This is a genomic window from Bradyrhizobium sp. AUGA SZCCT0105, assembly GCF_018129565.1.
GTDB lineage: Bacteria > Pseudomonadota > Alphaproteobacteria > Rhizobiales > Xanthobacteraceae > Bradyrhizobium.
Genome location: NZ_JAFCMK010000004.1, coordinates 443,236 through 464,070 on the forward strand (window position 1 = coordinate 443,236; position 20,835 = coordinate 464,070).

A 20,835-nucleotide genomic window follows, 5' to 3' on the forward strand; every position below is an offset into this window, starting at 1 on the left:
CCGAGGTGGTCCCGGCACCGATCAATTGCCGCCTGCAGGAACGTCCTCCGAGATTTCCTGTCGCAGCTTCGGCCCCTTGGCGAGTCGCCGGCCGAGGGCCGCGACGAACGCATCGTAGCGCTCGCCGGCCTGTGCGCGGGCGGCGGCTTGGGCCGGCTCAGGCAAGGGTGGATTGGTCGTGAGCCAGAAGCGCACGAAGACCGCCAGTGTCTCGACCGAGATACCGAGGTCGCGTTCCATGCGCGTCATGCGCCGATCGAGTTGATCGAGCCGCTTCGTCGTGGCCGCCTCCTGCCGCTCGGCGGCGTCGGGAGACAGGAAGGACGCGATGGCCGCCTCCGCGACGAGAGAGCGCGAATGATCCCGGCGCGCGGCATAATCCGCCAGCGCCTTCATGACCTCCCGGTCGAGGTAGACGGACAAGCGCTGTTTTTTCGAGCTTGATGCCATCGCCGCCTCTCACAGCTCCATGCCGTCGTTGGGATCAAGCGACACTTGCCGGGCCACACCCTGCACGAGCCGGTTCATCCGGCTGATCCGGGCGCTGTCGTCTTCGGCGTCATCATCGAGATCTGCCGCAAACTCGTTCTCGATCGGGACCTTCTTCTCGACCGCTTGGGCGTGGCTCAATTCGGGCTGGTGGCGGCGCTCCGATCCCGTCGGATCCTCACCGTCAGTCCCGCCCTGCTCGACGGCTGGTTCGGTTTGCGGTGACCGCGGCAACGGCAAGGCGCTCCAATCGTCGGGATTTGCCTCAGGCGACTTCGCCAAAGAGGGCGGTGGCAGGATGCGCTCCTGGAAGCGCCGGTCCTCGAAATAGCGCGCCTTTTTTGCGCGGATCGGCGGCGTCCCAGCCACCATGACGATCTCATCGGCCGGTGGGAGCTGCATCACCTCGCCGGGGGTGAGCAGCGGCCGCGCCGTCTCCGAGCGCGAGACCATAAGGTGGCCGAGCCAGGGCGAGAGGCGGTGCCCGGCATAGTTCTTCATCGCGCGCATCTCGGTCGCGGTTCCGAGCGCATCGGAAACCCGCTTGGCGGTACGCTCGTCGTTTGTCGCGAAGCTGACCCGGACATGGCAGTTGTCGAGGATCGAGTTGTTCGGCCCGTAAGCCTTCTCGATCTGGTTCAGCGACTGCGCGATCAGGAAGCTCTTCAGGCCGTAGCCGGCCATGAAAGCCAAGGCGCTTTCGAAGAAGTCCAGGCGTCCGAGCGCGGGAAACTCATCGAGCATCAGGAGCAGCCGGTGGCGTCCGCCTTTGGCCTGCAGGTCCTCGGTCAGCCGTCGGCCGACCTGGTTGAGGATCAGGCGGATCAGCGGCTTGGTGCGCGCGATGTCGGAGGGCGGCACCACCAGATAAAGCGTGGTGGGTCGTTTCCCCCCAATGATATCCGTAATGCACCAGTCGCAACGGCGCGTGACTGCGGCGACGACGGGATCGCGGTAGAGGCCGAGGAACGACATCGCGGTAGAGAGCACGCCTGACCGTTCGTTGTCCGATTTGTTGAGCAGCTCGCGCGCGGCGCTGGCGATGACCGGGTGGGGACCGGCCTCGCCGAGATGCGCGGTCTTCATCATGGCGGCCAGTGTCGATTCGATCGGTCGCTTCGGGTCGGAAAGGAAAGCGGCGACACCGGCCAGCGTCTTGTCGGCTTCGGCGTAGAGGACATGGAGGATGGCGCCGACGAGGAGCGCGTGGCTGGTCTTCTCCCAATGGTTCCGTTTCTCCAGGCTCCCTTCCGGATCGACCAGGATGTCGGCGATGTTCTGGACGTCGCGTACCTCCCACTCGCCGCGGCGGACCTCGAGCAGAGGATTGTAAGCGGCCGACTGCGCATTGGTGGGATCGAACAGCAGCACCCGGCCGTGCCGGGCGCGAAAGCCCGCAGTGAGCTGCCAGTTCTCACCCTTGATGTCGTGGACGATCGCGGAGCCCGGCCAGGTCAGAAGCGACGGAACGACGAGGCCGACTCCTTTGCCGGACCGGGTCGGAGCAAAGCAGAGCACATGCTCGGGTCCATCATGACGGAGATAGGCGCGGTCGAGCTTGCCGAGCACTACGCCATCGGGTCCGAGTAACCCGGCGGACCTCACCTCGTCCGGGCGTGCCCATCGCGCCGAGCCGTAGGTCTCGACGTTCTTGGCCTCGCGTGCCCGCCACACCGACATGCCGATCGCGACCGCTATCGAAATGAAGCCACCCGATGCGGCGATATAGGCGCCTTCGACGAAGATCGGCGGCGCATAGGCATCGTAGAAATACCACCACCAGAAGAAGGCCGGTGGGTAGTAGATGGGCCAGCCGAACAGCTCGAACCAGGGTGAGCCGAGCTGCGGCTGGAAGCCGAGCCGCCAAGCCGTCCATTGCGTCGCCGCCCATGTGGTCAGGACCACGATCAGCAAGACGGTGAGGATCTGACCCCATAGGATTTTCGTGGCAGACAAGCAGATTTCCTCGACGGTGACTGCATCGAGGTCAGTGCTTGGCCGGCCAGATTGCAAGACGCGTTTTCGGGGATCGCATTGCCGGCAACCTTGGCGCGCGAATACAGGTCTTGGCGTAGAAAGTTTCATTGTCCGAGACCGGCGCCCGCATGACACCTGACCCCGTATTGCGCTGGGGCAGGCATTTCTCGCCATCGGCCGGTTCGCGATGATCGCCTGGGGCCGGACTTCTAGCCCGTGCCAAAGGCGACGCTACGGATAGGCAGCTTTTGCCATATCGGCGACGGGCGGCTGACTGACTATGCGGGCGAACCCCAAGGTGAGCATTTGAACGGCGCGCTCAGCAGCTGACTCCCTGTGGAGTCCGGAATGTCGGCCTTTGCGACAAGAACCGATTGAACCGGAGGCTAGAAATAAGGCCCGTTGCTCAGGCGCTGGGAGATCCACCATATGTTGCCTGCGGGATCTCTGATGCCCCCTTGCAGATCTCCATAAGGCATGTCGGCCGTATCCATGATCTTGTCGGCGCCAGCTCCCAATGCTTTGTCCATCGCTGCATCGGCATCGTCGACGTAAAGGTAAAAGGCAGCTGAGCTCGCTGGAAAATCCTCGGACGCTTCGCTGATCATGATCGTCGCGGTCTCGAATCTCATCTGGCAATTGGCGATGCGGCCGTCGGGAGCGATGCTTCTACCGATTTCGCGCGCGCCGAATGCGGCCTCGAGGAAGCGTACATAATCCTCGCCTCCATCTACAAAAATGTACGGCGTCACCACCGCGAAACCTTCTGGAACGGGCATGTCACTCTTCCTTTGGGTGCGAAATACGATGTCTAGCTCAGCCTTTAAGGTCAACGCGGAAGCCTACGTTTGGCGGAAACGTCATCACCGCGGTCGAACGCTGGCAGTGTGCCAGCCTGTAGCGACGCCATCCAGGTGGCGGGCACGCTCGTCGGCCAGGCCACGTTGGCCCCCTGTCCAACGATGGGGTCTCGGCTTCCTGTAAACTATTCCAAAACGCAACTCCAACTATAGGCCGAGGCCCCGCTTGCGGCCGAAGCTCCAGTCGACGCCGCCGTCGCCGCGCGAGACGCCGGAAACATGCTGACCGAGCTGCCTTTCCAGCGAGGGGGACCAAGGCACGAGCTGGAAGCCGAGCCCGTCGTCGATCATCGCGAACCGGCCCGAGGCGAGCGTGAAGCGCTGTCGGTAGCTGCCGGCGACATACTCGCCGGCCGCGGCGCGGGTCAGCGGCCGGCCGATTTCGGTCGTCAACTGTTTCGCGAGGGCGTTCAACTCACGCTGGCGGAGCGTCTCGATCAGCCCGGGTCGGAAGCTGACGCCGCGAGCCTGGCGTTCGGCAAGACCTTGCCCGATCAAATGTTCGGCGCGTGCGTCCATCGCGTGGCGAACCTCCGCGCCGAAACCGGCACCGCCGAGCGCGACCGGCTCGCGCGCGATCGCCTGCCGGTCCAGCCAGGTGGCGCCGCTCGCGGTAATCTGTTGTTCGATCGCCAGGTCCGAGCGGACCGCCAACGCGACCCGTCGCTGACCCCGCGCGTCGTCGAATTTGCGGAGTTCGACGATCGAGCCCGGCGCACTGTCGCCGGCGGCGTCGAGGTCGGCGAGTCTGACGTGGTGCGTGCGGCCATCGACGCCGTCGATCACGGCGAAGGCTGTGCCCTTCAGCTCGTCGTCGAGGCCGCGGGCGACCAGCCGGCCGACGACGGGATCGTCGAGGCTCTCGCCGGCCAACACGTAGCTCGCCGTGCCGCGCTCGATGCCGCGCTCCGAAAGCCCACGATGGATGCGCTTGATGATGTCGCCGCGCTCGCCGAGCTCGCGCAGCGTCGCCTCGGCCTTCTCTGATACCGACCACTGGCCGGGGCCGATCTGGTCGGCGAGTCCCAGTGACTCCAGCTTGCGCAGCCGTCCGACCTTGAGGGCATGGAATTCATCGGGCTGGCGGTCTGGATGCGGTGCGAGGTCGATGACGCCGGTCCGGTAGGTGTCGCGGGCGAGCTGGCGATCGAGATTGGTCCAGCGCTCTGCTTCGATCTGGCGTTCGAGCGTGCGGCGGATCTCCTGATCGGTCCGGACGCCGAGCTCCTGGGTGATCAGGTCGCGCGCGCGATCGCGCATGCCTTCCTTGATGTAGTCCCGCGCGATGACAAGATTTTCGCCGTCGTCGCGCACGCCGCGGAGGATCAGGTGGACGTGCGGATGTTCGGTATTCCAGTGCGCGACGCCGACCCAGTCGAGCCCGGTCCCGAGATCCTTCTCCATCTGGCCGACGAGCTCGCGAGTAAAGCCTTTGAGGTCGGACATCTCGACGGCGTCGTCGGGCGAGACGATGAAGCGGAAATGATGGCGGTCCTCCTCGCACCGTGCCGAGAAGGCCTTGGGATCGGCGTCGTCGATTTCGGGGCCGAACAGCCGGGCCTTCTCTCCATCCCGGGTGACGCCTTCGCGGCGCAGATAGCTCAAGTGGGTGGCGAGCGGCGCGCCTCGTCCCGTGTGGCGCACGACGCGCGCCTTGATCACGGCGCCGCGCGACCGGGCGGTGATGAAGCGATTGGCCTGGACCGAGGCGCGCTGGCCGCGGCCGAAGCGCGAGCGATGGCCGGGTCCGATCGCGCCCTTGCGTGAGACCGATCCGCCTGCGCGCTGGGCGGCGGCCAGCGCCTGGGCGATGAAGGGTCGCGCCCGGTGCGCGCTGGTCGAGCGGATGCGGCCCGGCCGGATGCGGAACTCGTCCTCGCCGCTCATTGTGCCCAGTTCGCACATCGCGCGATCGCGCTGATCTGCCGAGGAAAATACCGAAGTCGCAGGCTGCGCCTCTCATGCGCACATCGCGAATTTGCCGCATAAGTCCCTGAAAAAGCACGACCGACCCGAAGCGCACATCGCGCCCCTTTATCCTGCCATCGTGCGGTTGTGTTGCCTGCTTCTCCTCCCGAAGGTCGCCAGAAGACGCCGGGGCACGCTAGACTGCGATATCGGCTTGGTGCGGTCATCGCGGGCCTCGACTATCGGGTCGTGCGACGAACAGGCCGGTGGACTGCGGCGCCATCGCTAGCGTTTCCTGCACTGGAGCGGGCAGCGGAGCCTCGCCCGAACGGCGTTCAGTTTGCGCCGGATCGGCAGCTGTCGTGCTGCCGCTGTGCGCGATGAACAGCGGCGCCCGCGTCCATGCGAGTGGATCGGCGGCCGCCACTATGGCGGGGCCGGCGATCTCTCCGCCGCCAATGACGGGCGCGAGCGCCGCCACATAGGCCCGCGTTTCAGCCGGCAAGGCTCGGCCGCTCGCCAGGTATTCGTCGTAGCGGCCGGGACCCGCATTGTAGGCCGCGAGGAAGCCGGGCGAGCCGTAGCGGTCGTGCATCTCGCGCAGATAGGCGGCCCCCGCCAGGATGTTCTCGCGGGGATCATAGGGGTCGTTCCCGAGCCCGTGACGGGTGCGCAAATCGGCCCATGTCGCGGGCATGATCTGCATCAATCCCATCGCGCCCGCAGGAGAGATCGCGCGCACCTCGCCGGCGCTTTCGACACGCATGACGGCGCGGAGCCAGCTCTCCGGAACGCCGAAGCGCTGCGCCGCTTCGGTGACGAAGGCGGCGAACGGATCGGCTGGAACCGAGCGGACGATCTGCGGCGTCTGGCCGAGTGCGGCTGCGGGCGGGCCGAGCTGGATTAGCAGACCGGAAAGGAGAAGCGGTGAGAGACGCCGGGCGGCGTGTAACCGCCCGGTGTCGGTGGATGGCTCAAGCGAGCGGCGAAACCTCCACATCGGCTCAGTCCTGCTCGTTGCGCTTGGGCGGACGGCTCCAGTTCAGGCCCCAAGCCGATATGTCGTCGCCCGACTGGAACAGGTTGGCGCGCATCGGACGGGCGAGCGTGGGATCGTCGAGCAGCAGCGAGACGTAGTCGCCGGCCTTCTCGCCGGTGCGTTTCCACGCAGCGCCGACCTCCGGGCCGTCCTCATCGCCGAGATGGATGCGGAAGTCCGGCGCATTCTCGGCGTCGGACGGATCGGCCGGGAGGAGGACGAGTGCAGCATCCAGCGTGAGCGTTCGGATGTGGCCGGAATAGCCGGACTTGGTGCGGGTGAATTGACCGATCAGCGCCATGGAAAGGCTCCTTCTGCTGGTGGTGGGGGAGAGGATCGGCGCGCGGTCATCGTGTTGGCGCGCGCCATTCGAAACGGCCGCTGCCGTCTTCGTCGGTCCACACCGGCATCGCGCGGCCGATGATCGTGCCCGTGGGAAGCGGACCGAAGTAGCGGCCGTCGAGGCTGTCCTCGACGGACCAGTTCATGAGGAAGATTTCGCCCGCCGCGATACGGCGGCAGCCCTGCCAGATCGGCAGTTCGCGACCGAGCCGGTCGCGCGCCAGCGCGTCTCCCATCGGCACGCCGTCGACGCTGACCTGCGCGCCGGCGCGGCAAACCCGTTGTCCGGGAAGGCCGGCGACGCGCTTCAGGAGTGGCACGCCGCGGGGCAGATAGCCACGCCCGGCGAGGAAGGACGCGAGCGGTTCCGGGGCGTCCACGGCCACGAGGTCCGTGACCTCAAGACGGGGCGAGCGCTCGATCGCATAGAGCCCGATCGGCGTGCTGCCGGAGGCATTCCAGATCAGCCTCGGCGTGATCGGCAGCACCGACAGCCCGCCGATCAACATAACGGTCAGACCCGTTGTCATGACATAGCCGAGACGGGTCATGGTGCGACGCTCCGGCGCAGGCGGAACGCCAGGTGGCGCGCGGACGTATAGGTCCGCGGCTCCAAACCGGCGGCCAGCCGGTTGTGGACATGTCGCCAGTAATCCGGCGCGGCGTCGGCGGGATCGAGGCCGCGGTGCTCGACGGCGTCGATGGTCTGCAGCACGCGCTCGACCTTTGGCCATCCATCCACCGTCAGCAGGATGTCCGCGCCAGGACGCACCGATGGCAGCGTCTGAAAGGCCTCGGCGTGCTCCACCGCGCGCCCAATGGCGATGTTGGAGAGGATCGTGCCGAAGTCGTTGGCCGCCCACCGGACCAAGGCAAACGTGCTTCCGGGTGGGAAGCTGACGACCCGTCGGCGGCGATCGAGAATCTGTTCACGCGCCTGCCGGCCGAACCGGATCCAGTCCTCCTGCCGCTTCTCGAGCCAGGTCAGCTCGACGTGGGTGAGCGGGTCGGATGCGGCGTCGGCGGAGCTCTTGTCGCGCCTCGCGGGGCTGGCGTCGGGGGCGATCATTGATCACCTCCTTGGTTCTCGGGATACTCACGCGCGAGCAGCGCGCGCAGCATGTCGGCGACGGTTTGCGCACGCTGGAACGCGGCGATCTTGATCCGTCCGCGCAGCTCCGGCGTGACGTCGATGGTTAGCCGGGCCGTGAAGGCGGCGGCATCGCCGCTTCGCGGCCGTTGCGGGTCGCAGGCCTTGATCCAGCTGTCCGGATCAGCGGGACGCTTGGCGAAGGCACGCTTCGACGACCGCTCGGTCACCATGTGATCCTCCCGATTTCGGCGCAGAGGGCGGTGATCTCGCGCGCCGCTCGGCTTTGCCCGTCGACCTCCGAGACGAGCCGTCCGGATTGAGCGGTGTCGGCGAAGGCGACGCGCTGGCCGATGGTGGAAGCCAGCAGCGGCGGATCGTGGTCGGCGAGCGTCTCGGCGGTGTCGCGGGCGATGACGGTGCGCGCGGCGCAGCGGTTGAGCACGAAGCGTGCGGCGAGCTGCGGGCGGTAGATGCGCGCCTCGCCGAGCAGCGACAGCATCTCGGCGGACGCCCAGCCGTCGAACGGCGATGGTTGCACCGGGATCAGGATCAGATCGGCGGCGAGCAAGGCCGATCGCATCAGCCCGGCGACGCGCGGCGGGCCGTCGATGACGATGTGATCGGCGTCCTGCGCCAGCTCGGGCGCTTCACGGTGGAGCGTGTCTCGCGCCAGGCCGACGACGCCGAACAGGCGCGGCAAGCGCTCACGGGCGCGCTGCTGCGACCAATCGAGCGCGGAGCCTTGCGGGTCAGCGTCAATCAGGGTGACGCGCCGACCCTGGCGCGCCCACTCGCCGGCGAGATGCAGAGCGAGCGTTGTCTTGCCCACGCCGCCCTTCTGATTGAGGAGCGCGACGATCATGACGCGCCCCGGAGCAGGGCCTGCCGGTTATCCGCAGGCGTGCAAAACCGCGGTCGCGTTAGAAAGATTCCGAAGGAATCTAGGTTAGATAAGTTACGGGGGCCGCAAGCTACTGAACCGAAGACTGGAATCGACGATTCCGGTCCCCGATAGCACGAGGATCGGGTCCCCGATGGCACGATAGGGGCGGTCCCCAATAGCACGAGACGATTCACAGCTTATCCCCAAGGCGCGTTGTCGGCCGACGGTGGCGCCGCGGCATCCCGAGCGCGTCGGGATCGGTTGCGACGAAGGACAGGATTTCGGGGCCGTCGGCGCACGGCTCGATGCGTAGGCGATAGCCGGGCAGCGGCTGACGGCGGACGATGTCGCGCAGGTCGTAGGCGAAGTGCTTGAGCGGCGAGAGGCTGCCCGACTTGGCGTGGAGGTGCGCGAAGTCGAAGCTCCAGCCGTGTTCCTGGCGGCCGCCATGCTTGCGGACGAGCCTGTAGAGCCAGCGCTCAAGGCCTCCGGTGAGGCCGAAATAGGCGCGGTCGATGGTCAGCACGAGCGCGTCGTCGAGCACCGCGGCGTAGAACCAGTCGGGCACGATCAGTTCGAGGCCGAGGGGCCGCCCGCGCGCGTCGGCCTTCTCCTTCCACTCGTTGATCCAGGAGAAGCGGTGCATCCGCCGCTCGCTGGGCTGGCGGATCGAAGTTGCGATCGTGGTCGACTGCAGCCGGTCGAGGGCCGCCTTCAGCCGGTCATAGTCGCGCAGAGACACGCCGCGACCGATGAAGTTCAAGATCCCGTAGGGCGTCGTGCCCATCAGCCGTGACGGCCGCAAGCCGGTGTCGCGCGCCTCGACGATCTGGCTCGCGGCCCAGATCAGCACGTCGGCGTCCCAGATGGTTGCCATGCCGTGCTCCGGCACGGCTTCGACCCGGATGACAACGGGGCCCGCCTTGAAGTTGATCGGCGCCAGGCGCTTCGACTTGGCGAGCGAGAAGAACGGATAGGCCATGAGGTCTTGGGTATCCCTGGGTGCGAGGTCGCCGGGCAGCGCCCGGAAGAGATCGAGCTGCTCGCGTTCGTGGCGTGGACGAGGCGGCGACATCCGGGGATGTTTCAGCGGGCCTGACGACTGGCGCGGACCAACGCCGCGGGTTCATGGCGCTTGGCGGGGAGGACGCTCCCGCGCGGGTCGGACGTGGAGGTGACGGCGCCGCGATCGGCCCAGGCCTGCAGGTCGTCGACCGCGTAAACGACACGGCCGCCGAGCTTGCGGTAGGCGGGGCCGGTGCCGTAGGTCCGGTGCTTTTCCAGGGTGCGGCCGGACAGACCGAGAAATCGCGCGGCTTCGGGTGTGCGGAGATAGCGCGGCGGCAAGCCGGCTGCGTTGGCGGACATGATCGAGCCTCCGGGTCGTTCGTTGAGGCCGCTGGCGAGCAGCGGCGAGCGAAGGCCACGGTGGCGAAGAGTTGTCGCGCGGGGGGATGGCGAAGATGGGTGGGCTTAAATCGCACCCCTTTTGGTGCGCAGCCTCAGGTACGGCGTCGGCTGCGCAGCAGCTTGCGATAGCCGCCGGCGATCAGCGCGGCGCCGTCCTTGACGAGGTCGATGGTGCTATCTCGGAGGGCGGAGGTCTTCCATGCGGCCGCGCCGACCCGCGACGCACCGTAGATCGCGGCGGCGATCTCGCGATAACTTGCGCCGTTCATGTGCCCGTCAACCGCTTGCAGCATATAACGCAGCCGGCGTCGCTGCTGGGCGGTGAGGCGGCCGTCCGGCGGCACGGACCGTTTGTTGAGGGCGCGCCAGAGTCGCGTCACAGCTTCGATCCGGTCGAGGCCGTCCGCGCCGAGGGGGACGAGCGCCGCGAGGGGCTGGGTGGGAAGGGCAGCGTCGACAAGAAGGAGGCGGACGGCTTTCGGTCCGCGTCCGTAAACCAAGCTGAGCCCGTCGACGCCTGCATGGAAGTCGCCTAGCTCGCGGCCAGAAAGCGATCCTCCATCCAAACCCGGGATCGGTGGAACCGTTGTGACAATGACGCTGCCTGGATCAATCTCCGGCGCCCAGAACACCGTCGTCTCTGTGGCATTGAGGATCGGTGGGACGGGGAAATCGCAACCCCCATCGCAGGCGCACTCCCTCGGTGATGATCTGCAGGTCGGGGGCGGGCCGCTCGGTGTCAGCGTAATCGCGTTGATAATCGCGGTTGCGGCGCAGACATTCCCAGGCGAGGTCCGGGGCAATGAGTTGGTCGAGGAAATCGTAGCCGGGTGAAGTGCGCCACCCGGACGTGTCGGGCGTCATCGGTATCCTCCTGGTCGCACGCGTGCGGGACGGGGAAGAGACGATCCACGGTTGAGCGAGGCGCGGGAAGTCAGCGCGTCGGCAATGGGTGATGCCGCGGCGGCATCGCGCTCAGTGGTGGCCTTCACGGACGAGCTGGCGATAGCCGTGCTCGGTCATCCAGCGCGCGCGCGCCAGGTGGCTGTGGTGAACGCGTTGGGCTCGTTCGGGCTCGCGGTCCGGATCGATGCCGAACAGCAATGCGACCGCCTCCCGCCAATCGGCCCCATCGGTGTCGGCGTCGAGCAGGCGCAAATAGAGCTTCACGTGCGTACGGTCGTAGGGTGTCAGCGCCGGGCTCTCCGGCGGCTGGTCAAGAAACTCTTGCTGGGTCATGCGTTCCCCCCGCCGTGATGAGCGCCGCTGAATCAGCGGTTAACCATATCCACAATTCTGCGACATGCGAGGGGCGATGGGGGGCATCACCCGATGAACGCGCGGCATCACCGCAGGTCCGGCGCACCTCAAGTTGCTGAGCCGATCTTCGCACGGACAAGCATGACTCCTTCACCCTGGTCGGAGGTGAGGAGGACGATGCCGCTTCGTTCCAGGGCCCGACGGACCTGATCGCGCGTGCTTTCAAACACCTCGAGACCGTTGACGGATTCGAGGCGTTTGAGCGCGGTCAAAGAAACCTGGGCCTTGTCAGCGAGCGTCTCCTGGTTCCAACCGAGCAGCGCGCGTGCGGCCCGCGACTGTCGGGCGGTGATCATGCATGATCACCTCCCACCGACACGAACGTGCACGCCAGAACTACGACTTCTCTATTCGGATCAGGCCGCTAACACGGTCCAATCCCATATCCAATCGTCATTTACATACTATAGTTGATAAACTCAAAGTATGTAAATCACGATCCTCCTGCGCATGGATATGCGCAAATTGGTCGGCCGGAACTTCGCCCGTCTGCGTCGGGAGAAGGGCCTGACCCAGGAGGAGGTCGAAGCGCGTTCTGGGTTCAGTCAACAATACCTCAGCAGTCTGGAGCGCGGGCGGCGCAATCCGACCGTGATCACCCTTTTCGAGCTGGCCCAAGCCCTGGGCGTCAGCCATATCGAGCTCGTCCAACCGGACGGCGAAGGCTGATAGGCATACCCGTGAGGATCATGCTTCTCTTCGTGGTCGGCACAAAGCCGCCACAGGATGGGGTCAGAGGAGCGGCGGAACAATCTAAAATGCGGCATCGCGTTGGTAGGACCGACGCGGCCAAGTCGTATTTGCGAACTCGCCGTCCCTCGTCCCCTCGCGGGGAGCCCTTCGCACCCGGCCTGCGCCCGGCGCGAGATCGTTCAGGCCGTAGCCGCCGCAGGCGGCGTGCCCCAGTCGAACTCCGTACCATCGACCCACATGCGATGTAGGACGACACCAATGCGGCGCGCGAGGGCGACGATTGCTTTCTTGTGCCCGCGGCGCCGCGAGACGTGAGCGGCCCACGCCTTGAGCGCAGACCAGCGTTTGACGCGCGTGAGGAGAACCTGTGCTGCCTCGTAGAGCGCGCTTCGCATCATGGCATCGCCCCACTTGGAGATGCGACCGGTGCGGTCAACTTCACCCGATTGGTACTTTCGTGGCGTTAGGCCGAAATGCGCGCCCACGTCTCGCGATCGAGTGAATCGTGCTGGCACGTCGACAGTGGCGCGGAAGGTCAGTGCGACCACCGGGCCGACGCCGGGAACGGTCATGAGACGGCGCGAGAGTGCATCATCACGTGCAAGCCGGACCAACAGATTATCCAAGCGGCCGAACTCCTCGCGAAGAACCCGACGTGCATTGAGCAACGGATCGGCGATGACATGCAGATCGCTCTCGCTGAGCAATTCGCGGACTCGCGATTCGAACTCGCGTGCTGTGACCTTGCCGAGATGGTAGCCGAAGTTGCGGATGAGACCCCGGATCTCGTTCTCGACATCCTGGAGCTTGTTTCTCAGCAACTGGCGCGCCGTCAGGATTGTGCGTAGCCGCTGGCTGGTCGGCGTCTTGACGTGCACCGGCTTGAATAGACCGACGCGCATCATTTGGGCGATGCCGCGGGCGTCGTGACGATCGGTCTTATTGAGCTGTGCGGAGAGCGCCGCCTTCATATGACGGGTCTCGACGCAAACAACGGGAAGTCCCGCTGCCGCCAATCCCGCAAACAGATGCTGCGAGAGCATTCCGGCCTCGAGGCCGATGCGGGCGAGATGCAGATCGAGACCAAGAAGATGCGCTGAGATGGCGTCAGGGTCGACGTTCAGCTTGCGCTCGTGCGCCACGCGACCCTCGTCGTCGACCACGCACAAGTTCACGGAACGGGCGGATACATCAAGTCCAACGTAGTGCTTTGCTGTCATCACCGGAGTCCTCAGTTGAATGTCCGGTGATTTCTTTAGCGCTTCCGACGCGGCTTTTGGCAACTACGACCTTTCTAGTCGTCCTTCACGACGACAGTCGCAAGCAGGCCGTGCTCAGCCGGCGCAGCACGATAACTTGGCGACATCCTTGCCGAACGACAGCGCCGCGAGCTTCAGACCCTCGACAGTGGTGAGATACGGAAAAATGGTATCCACGAGGTCATCGACCGTGAGGCCCTGTCGGATTGCGATCGCCGCGGTCTGGATGCTGTCGGCGCCTTCCGGCGCAAGGATATGGGCGCCGAGTAGACGGCCGCTGCCGGCGTCGGCCACGAGCTTGATCAGCCCGCGGGTGTCACGAGCGGCAAGCGCGCGTGGCACCTGGTCAAGGCCGATCGTCGAGACACGAACGGTATGACCGGCCGCGCGCGCGGTGGCCTCGGTCAGCCCGACGCTCGCCACCTGGGGATCGGTGAACACGATGGCGGGCATGGCGCTGTTGTCGTAGCGCAGGCTGTCGCCATTGAAGGCGTTCCTGGCGGCGAGCTTGGCGCCGTAGGCAGCCATGTAGACGAACTGGTCGCGGCCGGTGACGTCGCCGGCGGCATAGACGCCAGTCTTGGTCGTGCGCATCCGGTCGTCGACTACGATGCCGCCCTTCGTCGAGACAGTGATCCCGTGCTCGGCCAGCCCAAGGCCTTCGATGTTGGGCGTGCGCCCCGTGGTGATCAGCACCTGATCGGCGTCGATCGCAATATCCTGGCCGTCGCGCGTGACCGTCAGTGACACACCGCCATCAATTTTACGGATCGCGCGGTAAGCGATGCCGGAGACAACGGTGATGCCTTCGTCCTCGAAATACCCCGTGAGCGCCGCGCTGATCTCGGGCTCGGCCTCTGGGAGCAGACGAGACCGGCAGACGAGAGTCACCTTAACGCCTGCACGAGCGAACATCTGCGCGAGCTCCGCGCCGATGTAGCCGCCGCCGATCACGAGAAGCGAGCTCGGCAGCTCCTCGAGCTCGAGCGCCGTTGTGCTGGTGAGATACGGCACGGTCACGAGGCCAGGAATGGCAGGCACTGCCGGCCGCGCGCCGGTCGCGATGATGATCTTGCCAGCGGCAATGCGCGCGCCGTCAACTTCGACACCGCCGTCGAGGAGGCGAGCTGGCCCGTCGCGATAGGCGATGCCGTTATACGCGGGGAGCAGATCGGCGTACTTGGCTTGGCGCAGTTCGGAAACGAGGGCGTCTTTCTGACGAACGGTTCCGCGCCAGTCGATCAGTTCGGCCGCCGCCGTGATGCCGGCAAAACGTGCCGCCACGCGAGCGTTGTGAAGCGTCTCGGCGGCGCGGATCAGGGTCTTTGACGGCACGCAGCCGATATTGACGCAGGTGCCGCCGATGGCGCCGCTGCCGATGAGCGCCACTTGCGCGCCCTGATCGGCGGCCGTGATCGAGGCCGAGAAGCCGGCAGAGCCGGCGCCGATCACGACGAGATCGTAAGCGCCTCCATTGCGACCGTTTGTGCGGAAGGGGCGGTTCGCGACTGATGGGCTGTTCGATTCCGGATCGGCAGGCGGTTGTTGTGTCACACCGAGCCCGGCGAGGCTCGGCCCGAACAGAGCGCGGCCGGCCTCCAGGCCTTCATCGATCGACAGCCGAAAACCTGGCTCGTCGGCGGAACGCTCGCGGCGCCAGGCGGAGAGATGCTCATCCGAGCAGAAAAAGGTGGTCGTCGCGCACAGCGAGTTCGCGGCGCATGCGTCTTCATAGCGAACGCTTTGCCACATGACGGCCGTCTGCGGCTCGACATCGGCCAGCACCCGCCCTCGGTCCCGTGTGGTGATCCGGATTGGCGCGCCGCAATGGCGGCAACTCGAGGCGATCGAGATGTCGCGATCGGTCATGGCGCCGATCCCAAGCGCGTCGACCGCGCACATAGCGTTGAGCGCGCGCCCGTCCAGCGTGACCTCATGGCCCCTGTCTTGGTCGGTGAACGGATAGGCGCCGACGATTCGTTCGCCGTCGAGAACGACCAGGTCGCGCCGGCGGAGCTCGTCGAGCAACGGCGGGACGGCGGCCTCACCGAGACCTGCAAGGTTCGCAATCGCGGCTACGGTCAGCGCTCGCCCGTGTTCGACGTAGAGCTGAAGCAGCGCAACGCGCACGCGATCCGTGGCGGGATCGTAGCCGCTCCAGCGATTGAGCACGTGGCCAGACCCGACCATGGCCAGCAAAGCGTCCCTCACTGCGGGCGACGTGACCGTCGACCAATCCGGGAACGTGACGCCCGGCCGCACCGCATAGCTGGGCAGAGTGTCGGGCGTAGGGATGACAGCTTCGTTTCGGGACGAGGAGGAGGCACAACAATCGTTCACGGCTTCACGCCTTCCTTGTGAATCGTCGTCTCGCAACGGGCGGCCTTTGCGTGGCGACGATGGAATATCCAAGCGATGAGGCCGAAGCTCGCAGCCATCAGCGGAAGCACTACAAGGCCCTTACCGGCTAGCCACGCGCCAAGGCCCGCAAAGGACAGGCCGACGGCAATGAGCGGCGCGGCGCAGCAGATCGCGACCAGGACGGCACCGGCCATGCCTACGCGGATTGCGGTGCGGTCACTCATCTTAGCTGCCCCGCTGCCTCAGATGGGCTGGATAGCCCGCGTTCATGCTGGCGACGGCGATGATGTCGGCGTTCGTCTTTGCGTCGTCGAAGGTCACGGTCGCTGTCTTTGCCTCGAAGGAGACGGTCACATTCGCGACGCCCGGGACTGCCGTCATCGAGGTCTTCACGATGTAAGGGCACGAGGCGCAGGTCATGTTGTCGACGGCAAACGTAACGGTGCGTTCGGCGGCGAACGCGGTCGATGCCGTCATCACCGAGGCGATTAGGGCAAGGACGCTCAAGCTCTTCTTCATGGGATGGTCTCCTCTTGGTGTCAGGCGAGCAGCAGCAGCGGGGCGACATAGTCAAAGGCAAAGGCGGCGATCACGAGCACAGTCGCGATCCAGAGCGCGAGCTGGACGAGACGGCTGGGGATGGGGCGCGCGCACGCGGCGCCAGCGGCGCAGGCGCGCCGCGGCTTCCAGTATACGAGGTAGAAACCGTATCCGAGGAGTCCCGCCGTTCCAGCGACGAAGAGCGGCTTGTACGGCGCGAGCGCCGTAAGGTTGCCGATCCAGGCGCCGCCGATGCCGAGGCTAAACAGGATGAGCGGAATTACGCAGCAGGACGACGCGGCGATCGCGCCGAGAATGCCGCCCAGAGCAACCAGACGCTGCCGTCCAGCCTCGGTCCGCTCCGACGATGCAAGAACTGTCGTGACGGGTGCCATATCTGCCGTTCCGGATCGCGGTGTAACCATGTCCGACCTCTCATTCCTTGCCGAAATCCTCATTGCGGCGTAGGATGCGGTCTGTAGTCACTACAGGGTCAAGGGGTATTTGCGATGCGCGATCACGCTGTAGTGAAGGGCCTGCAGCGAGCCGAACTCGCCCGGCGGACGGGCAGCAATCTGGAGACGGTCCGCTACTACGAGAAGGTCGGGCTGCTGCCTGAGCCGCCGCGCACGACGGCGGGCTACCGCAGCTATGACACGACGCACGAGCGGCGGCTTCGCTTCGTCCTGCGGGCGCGCGAACTCGGCTTCTCGCTGGATGAAATCCGCGAGCTGCTGCGGCTCGTCGATGAACGCGATCAACCTTGCGCGGAGGCGCGCGCCGTCGCTGCTGCCCATCTCGACGACGTGCGAGCGAAGATCGCCGATCTGAAACGGATGGAGCGGGTATTGAAGGACGTGGTCGCACAATGCGCCGACGGCACGCTGCCAGAATGTCCGCTGATAGAGACGTTATTTGGTGAAGCCGCTTGAACGCTTCGCCTATACGCTTTGCGGACTATGGAGCAACTAAAGCCGACCGCTAAACGCTCCGAATACCCCATCTATAATAGTCGTTCTTTGCGCCCATTGCGAGGGTAATCGGCGTCTCAGGGCTGGCGGTGCCCTCGCCGGGCGGCCGAAGTGATTCGCGCTAGCAGTGGAAAGGCCCCGGCCTGTTCGGCCGGGGCCTTGCTCGGGGCTCAGTCGCCGCGGCGGGTCGGGCGGGACCAGATCAGCGAGTGGGTGTCGCCGTCCTCGTCGTCGAAGAGGTTGGCGTAGATGGGGGCGTTGAAGCTCGGATCGTCGAGCTTGAGGCCCAGATAGTCGCGGCCCTCGTTGGAGCGCTTGGACCAGGCGGCGCCGATTTCCGCGCGGCCGACCAGAACCCGGTGGCTGGGGGCGTTCTCGCCGGTGGCGCGGGTGTCGGGGACGATGCGCACGCCCTTGGCTTGGACGCTGAGGGTTACGATTTCGCCGGTGAACTCGTTCGAGCCGGTCTTCTTGAAGGTGCCGATGGTCGCCATTGTAAGTCTCCGTTTCGTTTTCGGGACCGCTCCATTGCGGCCTCGATGGCGATCGACAGGCCGGAGGCGACCGACGCCGCATCGCTTGCGACCGGAGCAACGCGGAGGATGGCAGGAACGACTTTGTTGTTTCGCGAGGAATGACGGCCTTGGCCGGCAGGGGAAGAAAGTCGGGACGCGCCGTTGCGGCATAGGCGGTCGAGGCGCAGCCGTCCTTCGGTCAGATCAGGCCATTGGAGAGGCCGTTCGGAGCGGTCTGGAGACAATCAGGAACGGAAGATCATGGCGACCCGGTCGCAACCAGCAGACGGCGCAAGCTGAAGATCATCTGCGACCCGTCCTCCCCTTGTACAGGCGAGGGTCGAGCTTTCGTTTCGAAGTCGGCCAGTGGAGATGACGCCCTCGACTTCGTGTTGCACCGTTCCCGCGCACAGAGGCGCCGAGCAGAAATCCGGGCGCTGTTGAGGCGGCCGCACGATGGGCTTCAGTCAGGTTCCGGTGACGCGGCTCCCTCTCCAACTGCACAACGCTGAGGGCTGAAACCCCCGACTGGTCGTCCCGGCGACGGTTCCGTCGTGGTGTCAGGCTGGTGCAATGCCCTGGCTGGACGGGCCGGTGCTTGCCATCCCAGCGACGCGCGCGAACGCGGTGACGCCGACCGCGACCGCACCGATGACGGAGAACACGAGCTGCCAGGTCTCCGACGGCATGGTGTGTTTCACGATGCCATGCGTGGCGTGGAAGCCGGCGATCGCCGCGGGTGCGACAAATGCCAGCGCGATCAGCAGGCGTGCCCAGAGCGGGCGGACAATTCCAAGCAAGAGCTGCCCCACGCCCAACGTCAGGCCGGCGCCGAGCATGCCGATAAGGATGGCGCCGAGCCAGCCCGCGCCAGTGTCATAGGCCCAGGTGCCGGCGGTCACGCCCGCGAAGAATGGCAGTGCGAACACCGCGAGCGTGAACAGCAACCAGCACAAGATGCCGATGGCTGCGAAGGATAGGACAATGCCGAGGATAATCATGGTGGTGTCTCCGAAAGAGCAAATTCTGACGGTCGCGCCTTCCACCACCACCACGGCGCATTCGGGAGCATAGCAAAAGCTGTGCTCCGTCGGGAGCGGAAACCGCAGGGGTCTCCGCGTCGCCTGGAAGGGTGGCGCGCCGTCATGGCGCGAAGGGATCGACCTCGTGGACGATCTCCGAGACGTCGCCGTCGTATTCGTTTGCGGGTGTCACCGAGAGAGTGCCGTCGCCCGCGCGGAAGATGACGATGACGGCCATCAGCGTGGTGGCGAGGCTGAAGGCGAAGGCGTGTGCGTCGGGGAAGGACATCGATCCGGCTCCTGTTTCGAGCGGAGGACCATCCCCCCGCTGACAGGCGCCCGATGTGTTCGGCCGATGGCCGCAATCACCGCGCAGGCAACGCCGGCGCGGCGGCACGCTATGCGTAGTCCGACCCTTTACGGGTTGATGGCGTCAGGCCATCGGCTGGACCAAGGACCAGCGCCATTCAGCGGGGAGTGGTCTTCTCCGGGCTGGAAGCCGAGTCGATGTGGCCGTGACGTTGGTGAAGCCGTACTGTCTGCGCGAGCTGCCGTGCGACCTCACCTGCGTCATCCGCAAAGCCTGGTGGCCATTTCCTCGACGGCTCGCGCTGAAACCCGCCACGCTGAAAATGCGGATGGAGGTGGCTGATAATCCACTCGATGCGTGAAGGAGGCACCAAGCCGGCTTGAGCCGAATAATGGAGTGCCTTGGCGAGATCGTGCCCGATGTTCGCGCGGTTCCAAACATCATCGGTCGCGACGTTAAGCAGATAGGATTTGAGGAGGAGTTCGATGGCAATTGCAATCGCATGAAGGGCTTGATTGTCGAATCCTTGATCCGCCGCCCATTCGGCGGCTGCAGCCTTCACGGTGGCATTCTCCAGGAAAACCGCAGCGAGAACGGCGTCCGAACGTGCCGGTTTCGGGAGTGGCTTCAGTCGCTGCATTCGTTGCGTTATGCCATAGGCTTGGCCGTTTAGCAGGTGCCCGATGCGGCGGCGCTTACGCGCCGCCGAATTTCCACACCGGGATGCCGAGCTTCTTGGCTTTGTCGGCGAGGTTGTCATTGATGCCGGTGCCGGGGAAGTGCAGCACGCCCTTCGGCAGGATTTGCAGCATCTCGTCATTGCGTTTGAAGGGTGCTGCCCGGCCGTGCTTCGTCCAGTCGGGTGCAAAGCCGATCTGTGGGACATTGCGATTCCTGGCCCAGAGAGAAGCGATCTTCTCGGCACCCTTCGGCGACTTGCCGTGGATCAGCACCATGTCGGGGTGCTTCTCGTGAACCTGGTCGAGCTTGGCCCAGATGAGGTGATGGTTGTCGAAATCGAGCCCGCCGGTGACGGCGATCTTCGGTCCAGGCGGCAGGAGCACTTCCTGCTCGGCACGCTTCTTCGCCATGATGAAGTCGCGGCTGTCGATCATCGCCGAGGTGAGGTTGCGATGATTGACCTTCGATCCTGACCGCGGGAGCCAGGCTTTGCCGACCTGGCGTTCGTAGTGCTCGGCGGCCTGGTCGCGCATCAGTTCGAAGGCGGTCTGGCGTTCGACCTGTGTCTTGCCCTCGGCGATCAGGCGCTCGAGATCGACCGACTTCACCTCGCTGCCGTCCTGTTCGCGTTGGGAGCGCTTTTGGGCCTGCTCGTTGTCGTCGAGCTCGCGGTTGATCCGTTCGGCGGCGCGATGAAAGACGTTCACGGTCGACCAGAGGAGATCGTCGAGGTCGGGTTCGAGGCGCGTGTCCTCCAGGGTCACGATCAGGGCGTCGAAGATGTCGGCGACCGCGCCCGCGACCGCGTTGCCGTCCGGCAGAAGCCGCTGATCGGGTTCGTCGGCGAAAGGCCGGTAGCCGTGGAGCTGCAATTCGTTGAGGACGTGGTCAGTCGGTGAGGATTCGTGGTGCGGTTCGTAGTCGTCGAGATCGCGCATCGGATGCTCCGTCGGATGGACCGCGACCGTCGCGGCCTTCATGGCGACGAAGCACACCGGCGGGGCGGCCCTGCACCCGGAGCGCGAGCGAGGGCCGGAGCGTCAGCGGAGGATGGCGGAGGCCGGCTATTTTGTTTCGCGATGGAAAGCGGCCCCTTGGGGCCGCGCCGGAAAATAGTCGGCCGCAGCCATTGCCGGGCCGGCCTGCCTGTGGGCCGATCGCC

General features: G+C 65.6%; 28 protein-coding genes. 2 read left to right on the forward strand and 26 right to left on the reverse strand.

The features are described 5' to 3' along the window. Positions 1 to 21 precede the first annotated feature (21 nt). The 16 genes from JQ573_RS21675 to JQ573_RS21750 form a co-directional block, all read right to left on the reverse strand. A complete protein-coding gene (locus JQ573_RS21675) occupies positions 22 to 450 on the reverse strand; it encodes a CopG family transcriptional regulator (protein ID WP_116970689.1) in 429 nt (142 codons plus the stop codon). Between the two features lie 9 nt (positions 451 to 459). After that, the gene (locus tag JQ573_RS21680; RefSeq protein WP_137900601.1) at positions 460 to 2,445 is read right to left on the reverse strand and encodes a conjugal transfer protein TraG; all 1,986 of its coding nucleotides are present in this window, start codon (positions 2,443 to 2,445) and stop codon (positions 460 to 462) included. A gap of 407 nt (positions 2,446 to 2,852) precedes the next feature. Further along, positions 2,853 to 3,245 (reverse strand): VOC family protein, encoded by a 393-nt coding sequence (locus JQ573_RS21685; RefSeq protein WP_137900602.1) that lies wholly within the window; start codon positions 3,243 to 3,245, stop codon positions 2,853 to 2,855. A 228-nt stretch (positions 3,246 to 3,473) separates the two neighbouring features. Beyond that, complete coding sequence (locus tag JQ573_RS21690) at positions 3,474 to 5,213, reverse strand: VirD2 family relaxase/mobilization nuclease (RefSeq protein ID WP_137900603.1); 1,740 nt, start codon at positions 5,211 to 5,213, stop codon at positions 3,474 to 3,476. 244 nt (positions 5,214 to 5,457) lie between these two features. Next, positions 5,458 to 6,234 (reverse strand): lytic transglycosylase domain-containing protein, encoded by a 777-nt coding sequence (locus tag JQ573_RS21695; protein WP_137900604.1) that lies wholly within the window; start codon positions 6,232 to 6,234, stop codon positions 5,458 to 5,460. 4 nt (positions 6,235 to 6,238) lie between these two features. Next, the gene (locus JQ573_RS21700) at positions 6,239 to 6,574 is read right to left on the reverse strand and encodes a DUF736 domain-containing protein (RefSeq protein WP_137900605.1); all 336 of its coding nucleotides are present in this window, start codon (positions 6,572 to 6,574) and stop codon (positions 6,239 to 6,241) included. Positions 6,575 to 6,620: 46 nt separating this feature from the next. After that, entirely contained in the window at positions 6,621 to 7,166 is a 546-nt protein-coding gene (locus tag JQ573_RS21705) for a S26 family signal peptidase (protein WP_137900606.1), read from the reverse strand. Further along, positions 7,163 to 7,684: a DUF2840 domain-containing protein gene (locus JQ573_RS21710; RefSeq protein WP_137900607.1), complete on the reverse strand. Its 522-nt coding sequence runs from the start codon at positions 7,682 to 7,684 to the stop codon at positions 7,163 to 7,165. The genes JQ573_RS21705 and JQ573_RS21710 overlap by 4 nt, the downstream gene beginning before the upstream one ends. Further along, positions 7,681 to 7,935 carry a hypothetical protein gene (locus tag JQ573_RS21715; protein WP_137900620.1) on the reverse strand — a complete coding sequence of 85 codons (255 nt, stop codon included), beginning with the start codon at positions 7,933 to 7,935 and terminating at the stop codon, positions 7,681 to 7,683. Before JQ573_RS21715 ends, JQ573_RS21710 begins: the two co-directional genes overlap by 4 nt. Next, positions 7,932 to 8,570 (reverse strand): ParA family partition ATPase, encoded by a 639-nt coding sequence (gene parA / locus JQ573_RS21720; RefSeq protein ID WP_137900608.1) that lies wholly within the window; start codon positions 8,568 to 8,570, stop codon positions 7,932 to 7,934. The genes JQ573_RS21715 and parA overlap by 4 nt, the downstream gene beginning before the upstream one ends. 211 nt (positions 8,571 to 8,781) lie before the next feature. Beyond that, on the reverse strand, positions 8,782 to 9,666 hold the full coding sequence (locus JQ573_RS21725) for a replication initiator protein A (protein ID WP_137900609.1): 885 nt from the start codon (positions 9,664 to 9,666) through the stop codon (positions 8,782 to 8,784). An 11-nt stretch (positions 9,667 to 9,677) separates the two neighbouring features. Next, on the reverse strand, positions 9,678 to 9,959 hold the full coding sequence (locus JQ573_RS21730; protein WP_137900610.1) for an AlpA family transcriptional regulator: 282 nt from the start codon (positions 9,957 to 9,959) through the stop codon (positions 9,678 to 9,680). A 134-nt stretch (positions 9,960 to 10,093) separates the two neighbouring features. Beyond that, on the reverse strand, positions 10,094 to 10,633 hold the full coding sequence (locus JQ573_RS21735) for a DUF2285 domain-containing protein (protein WP_151646748.1): 540 nt from the start codon (positions 10,631 to 10,633) through the stop codon (positions 10,094 to 10,096). Continuing rightward, the gene (locus JQ573_RS21740; protein ID WP_137901433.1) at positions 10,611 to 10,865 is read right to left on the reverse strand and encodes a transcriptional regulator domain-containing protein; all 255 of its coding nucleotides are present in this window, start codon (positions 10,863 to 10,865) and stop codon (positions 10,611 to 10,613) included. Before JQ573_RS21740 ends, JQ573_RS21735 begins: the two co-directional genes overlap by 23 nt. A 111-nt stretch (positions 10,866 to 10,976) precedes the next feature. Beyond that, positions 10,977 to 11,240 (reverse strand): DNA -binding domain-containing protein, encoded by a 264-nt coding sequence (locus JQ573_RS21745; RefSeq protein ID WP_137901432.1) that lies wholly within the window; start codon positions 11,238 to 11,240, stop codon positions 10,977 to 10,979. A gap of 128 nt (positions 11,241 to 11,368) precedes the next feature. Next, the gene (locus tag JQ573_RS21750) at positions 11,369 to 11,617 is read right to left on the reverse strand and encodes an XRE family transcriptional regulator (protein WP_033965369.1); all 249 of its coding nucleotides are present in this window, start codon (positions 11,615 to 11,617) and stop codon (positions 11,369 to 11,371) included. Between the two features lie 154 nt (positions 11,618 to 11,771). On the opposite strand from JQ573_RS21750, the gene JQ573_RS21755 reads away from it, so the two are divergent. After that, positions 11,772 to 11,990, forward strand: a complete 219-nt coding sequence (locus JQ573_RS21755; RefSeq protein WP_137901431.1) for a helix-turn-helix domain-containing protein — start codon at positions 11,772 to 11,774, stop codon at positions 11,988 to 11,990. A gap of 203 nt (positions 11,991 to 12,193) precedes the next feature. Here JQ573_RS21755 and JQ573_RS21760 read toward each other — a convergent pair whose 3' ends face one another. The 5 genes from JQ573_RS21760 to JQ573_RS21780 form a co-directional block, all read right to left on the reverse strand. Next, positions 12,194 to 13,234 carry an IS110 family transposase gene (locus tag JQ573_RS21760; RefSeq protein ID WP_137901430.1) on the reverse strand — a complete coding sequence of 347 codons (1,041 nt, stop codon included), beginning with the start codon at positions 13,232 to 13,234 and terminating at the stop codon, positions 12,194 to 12,196. A gap of 114 nt (positions 13,235 to 13,348) precedes the next feature. After that, positions 13,349 to 15,613: a bifunctional organomercurial lyase/mercury(II) reductase MerBA gene (gene merBA / locus JQ573_RS21765; RefSeq protein ID WP_137901429.1), complete on the reverse strand. Its 2,265-nt coding sequence runs from the start codon at positions 15,611 to 15,613 to the stop codon at positions 13,349 to 13,351. Beyond that, positions 15,610 to 15,858, reverse strand: a complete 249-nt coding sequence (locus tag JQ573_RS21770; protein WP_137901428.1) for a mercury transport protein — start codon at positions 15,856 to 15,858, stop codon at positions 15,610 to 15,612. The genes merBA and JQ573_RS21770 overlap by 4 nt, the downstream gene beginning before the upstream one ends. A gap of 1 nt (position 15,859) precedes the next feature. Beyond that, positions 15,860 to 16,153, reverse strand: a complete 294-nt coding sequence (merP, locus tag JQ573_RS21775) for a mercury resistance system periplasmic binding protein MerP (protein WP_137901427.1) — start codon at positions 16,151 to 16,153, stop codon at positions 15,860 to 15,862. A gap of 20 nt (positions 16,154 to 16,173) precedes the next feature. Next, positions 16,174 to 16,599 carry a mercuric transporter MerT family protein gene (locus JQ573_RS21780; RefSeq protein WP_137901426.1) on the reverse strand — a complete coding sequence of 142 codons (426 nt, stop codon included), beginning with the start codon at positions 16,597 to 16,599 and terminating at the stop codon, positions 16,174 to 16,176. Positions 16,600 to 16,683: 84 nt separating this feature from the next. Between JQ573_RS21780 and JQ573_RS21785 the strand changes: the two genes are divergently transcribed. Continuing rightward, positions 16,684 to 17,106: a helix-turn-helix domain-containing protein gene (locus JQ573_RS21785; protein ID WP_137901425.1), complete on the forward strand. Its 423-nt coding sequence runs from the start codon at positions 16,684 to 16,686 to the stop codon at positions 17,104 to 17,106. A 209-nt stretch (positions 17,107 to 17,315) separates the two neighbouring features. On the opposite strand, the gene JQ573_RS21790 is transcribed toward JQ573_RS21785, so the two are convergent. The 5 genes from JQ573_RS21790 to JQ573_RS21810 all read right to left on the reverse strand — a co-directional run bounded on the left by JQ573_RS21790 (position 17,316) and on the right by JQ573_RS21810 (position 20,611). Next, a complete protein-coding gene (locus JQ573_RS21790; protein WP_006022612.1) occupies positions 17,316 to 17,639 on the reverse strand; it encodes a DUF736 domain-containing protein in 324 nt (107 codons plus the stop codon). Between the two features lie 581 nt (positions 17,640 to 18,220). Then, on the reverse strand, positions 18,221 to 18,661 hold the full coding sequence (locus JQ573_RS21795; RefSeq protein ID WP_006022613.1) for a hypothetical protein: 441 nt from the start codon (positions 18,659 to 18,661) through the stop codon (positions 18,221 to 18,223). Positions 18,662 to 18,803: 142 nt separating this feature from the next. After that, positions 18,804 to 18,971 (reverse strand): hypothetical protein, encoded by a 168-nt coding sequence (locus tag JQ573_RS21800; RefSeq protein ID WP_006022614.1) that lies wholly within the window; start codon positions 18,969 to 18,971, stop codon positions 18,804 to 18,806. Positions 18,972 to 19,149: 178 nt separating this feature from the next. Continuing rightward, the gene (locus JQ573_RS21805) at positions 19,150 to 19,554 is read right to left on the reverse strand and encodes a hypothetical protein (protein WP_137903083.1); all 405 of its coding nucleotides are present in this window, start codon (positions 19,552 to 19,554) and stop codon (positions 19,150 to 19,152) included. Positions 19,555 to 19,687: 133 nt separating this feature from the next. Next, positions 19,688 to 20,611 (reverse strand): DUF2493 domain-containing protein, encoded by a 924-nt coding sequence (locus JQ573_RS21810; RefSeq protein WP_006022616.1) that lies wholly within the window; start codon positions 20,609 to 20,611, stop codon positions 19,688 to 19,690. Positions 20,612 to 20,835 lie beyond the last annotated feature (224 nt).

Coding starts and splice junctions, on each gene's coding strand:
- JQ573_RS21675 (WP_116970689.1), bottom strand. CDS start 450: ATGGCATCAAGCTCGAAAAAACAGCGCTTGTCCGTCTACCTCGACCGG.
- JQ573_RS21685 (WP_137900602.1), bottom strand. CDS start 3,245: ATGCCCGTTCCAGAAGGTTTCGCGGTGGTGACGCCGTACATTTTTGTA.
- JQ573_RS21690 (WP_137900603.1), bottom strand. CDS start 5,213: ATGAGCGGCGAGGACGAGTTCCGCATCCGGCCGGGCCGCATCCGCTCG.
- JQ573_RS21695 (WP_137900604.1), bottom strand. CDS start 6,234: ATGTGGAGGTTTCGCCGCTCGCTTGAGCCATCCACCGACACCGGGCGG.
- JQ573_RS21700 (WP_137900605.1), bottom strand. CDS start 6,574: ATGGCGCTGATCGGTCAATTCACCCGCACCAAGTCCGGCTATTCCGGC.
- JQ573_RS21705 (WP_137900606.1), bottom strand. CDS start 7,166: ATGACCCGTCTCGGCTATGTCATGACAACGGGTCTGACCGTTATGTTG.
- JQ573_RS21710 (WP_137900607.1), bottom strand. CDS start 7,684: ATGATCGCCCCCGACGCCAGCCCCGCGAGGCGCGACAAGAGCTCCGCC.
- parA (WP_137900608.1), bottom strand. CDS start 8,570: ATGATCGTCGCGCTCCTCAATCAGAAGGGCGGCGTGGGCAAGACAACG.
- JQ573_RS21725 (WP_137900609.1), bottom strand. CDS start 9,666: ATGTCGCCGCCTCGTCCACGCCACGAACGCGAGCAGCTCGATCTCTTC.
- JQ573_RS21730 (WP_137900610.1), bottom strand. CDS start 9,959: ATGTCCGCCAACGCAGCCGGCTTGCCGCCGCGCTATCTCCGCACACCC.
- JQ573_RS21740 (WP_137901433.1), bottom strand. CDS start 10,865: ATGACGCCCGACACGTCCGGGTGGCGCACTTCACCCGGCTACGATTTC.
- JQ573_RS21745 (WP_137901432.1), bottom strand. CDS start 11,240: ATGACCCAGCAAGAGTTTCTTGACCAGCCGCCGGAGAGCCCGGCGCTG.
- JQ573_RS21750 (WP_033965369.1), bottom strand. CDS start 11,617: ATGATCACCGCCCGACAGTCGCGGGCCGCACGCGCGCTGCTCGGTTGG.
- JQ573_RS21755 (WP_137901431.1), top strand. CDS start 11,772: ATGGATATGCGCAAATTGGTCGGCCGGAACTTCGCCCGTCTGCGTCGG.
- JQ573_RS21760 (WP_137901430.1), bottom strand. CDS start 13,234: ATGACAGCAAAGCACTACGTTGGACTTGATGTATCCGCCCGTTCCGTG.
- JQ573_RS21770 (WP_137901428.1), bottom strand. CDS start 15,858: ATGAGTGACCGCACCGCAATCCGCGTAGGCATGGCCGGTGCCGTCCTG.
- merP (WP_137901427.1), bottom strand. CDS start 16,153: ATGAAGAAGAGCTTGAGCGTCCTTGCCCTAATCGCCTCGGTGATGACG.
- JQ573_RS21780 (WP_137901426.1), bottom strand. CDS start 16,599: ATGGTTACACCGCGATCCGGAACGGCAGATATGGCACCCGTCACGACA.
- JQ573_RS21785 (WP_137901425.1), top strand. CDS start 16,684: ATGCGCGATCACGCTGTAGTGAAGGGCCTGCAGCGAGCCGAACTCGCC.
- JQ573_RS21790 (WP_006022612.1), bottom strand. CDS start 17,639: ATGGCGACCATCGGCACCTTCAAGAAGACCGGCTCGAACGAGTTCACC.
- JQ573_RS21795 (WP_006022613.1), bottom strand. CDS start 18,661: ATGATTATCCTCGGCATTGTCCTATCCTTCGCAGCCATCGGCATCTTG.
- JQ573_RS21800 (WP_006022614.1), bottom strand. CDS start 18,971: ATGTCCTTCCCCGACGCACACGCCTTCGCCTTCAGCCTCGCCACCACG.
- JQ573_RS21810 (WP_006022616.1), bottom strand. CDS start 20,611: ATGCGCGATCTCGACGACTACGAACCGCACCACGAATCCTCACCGACT.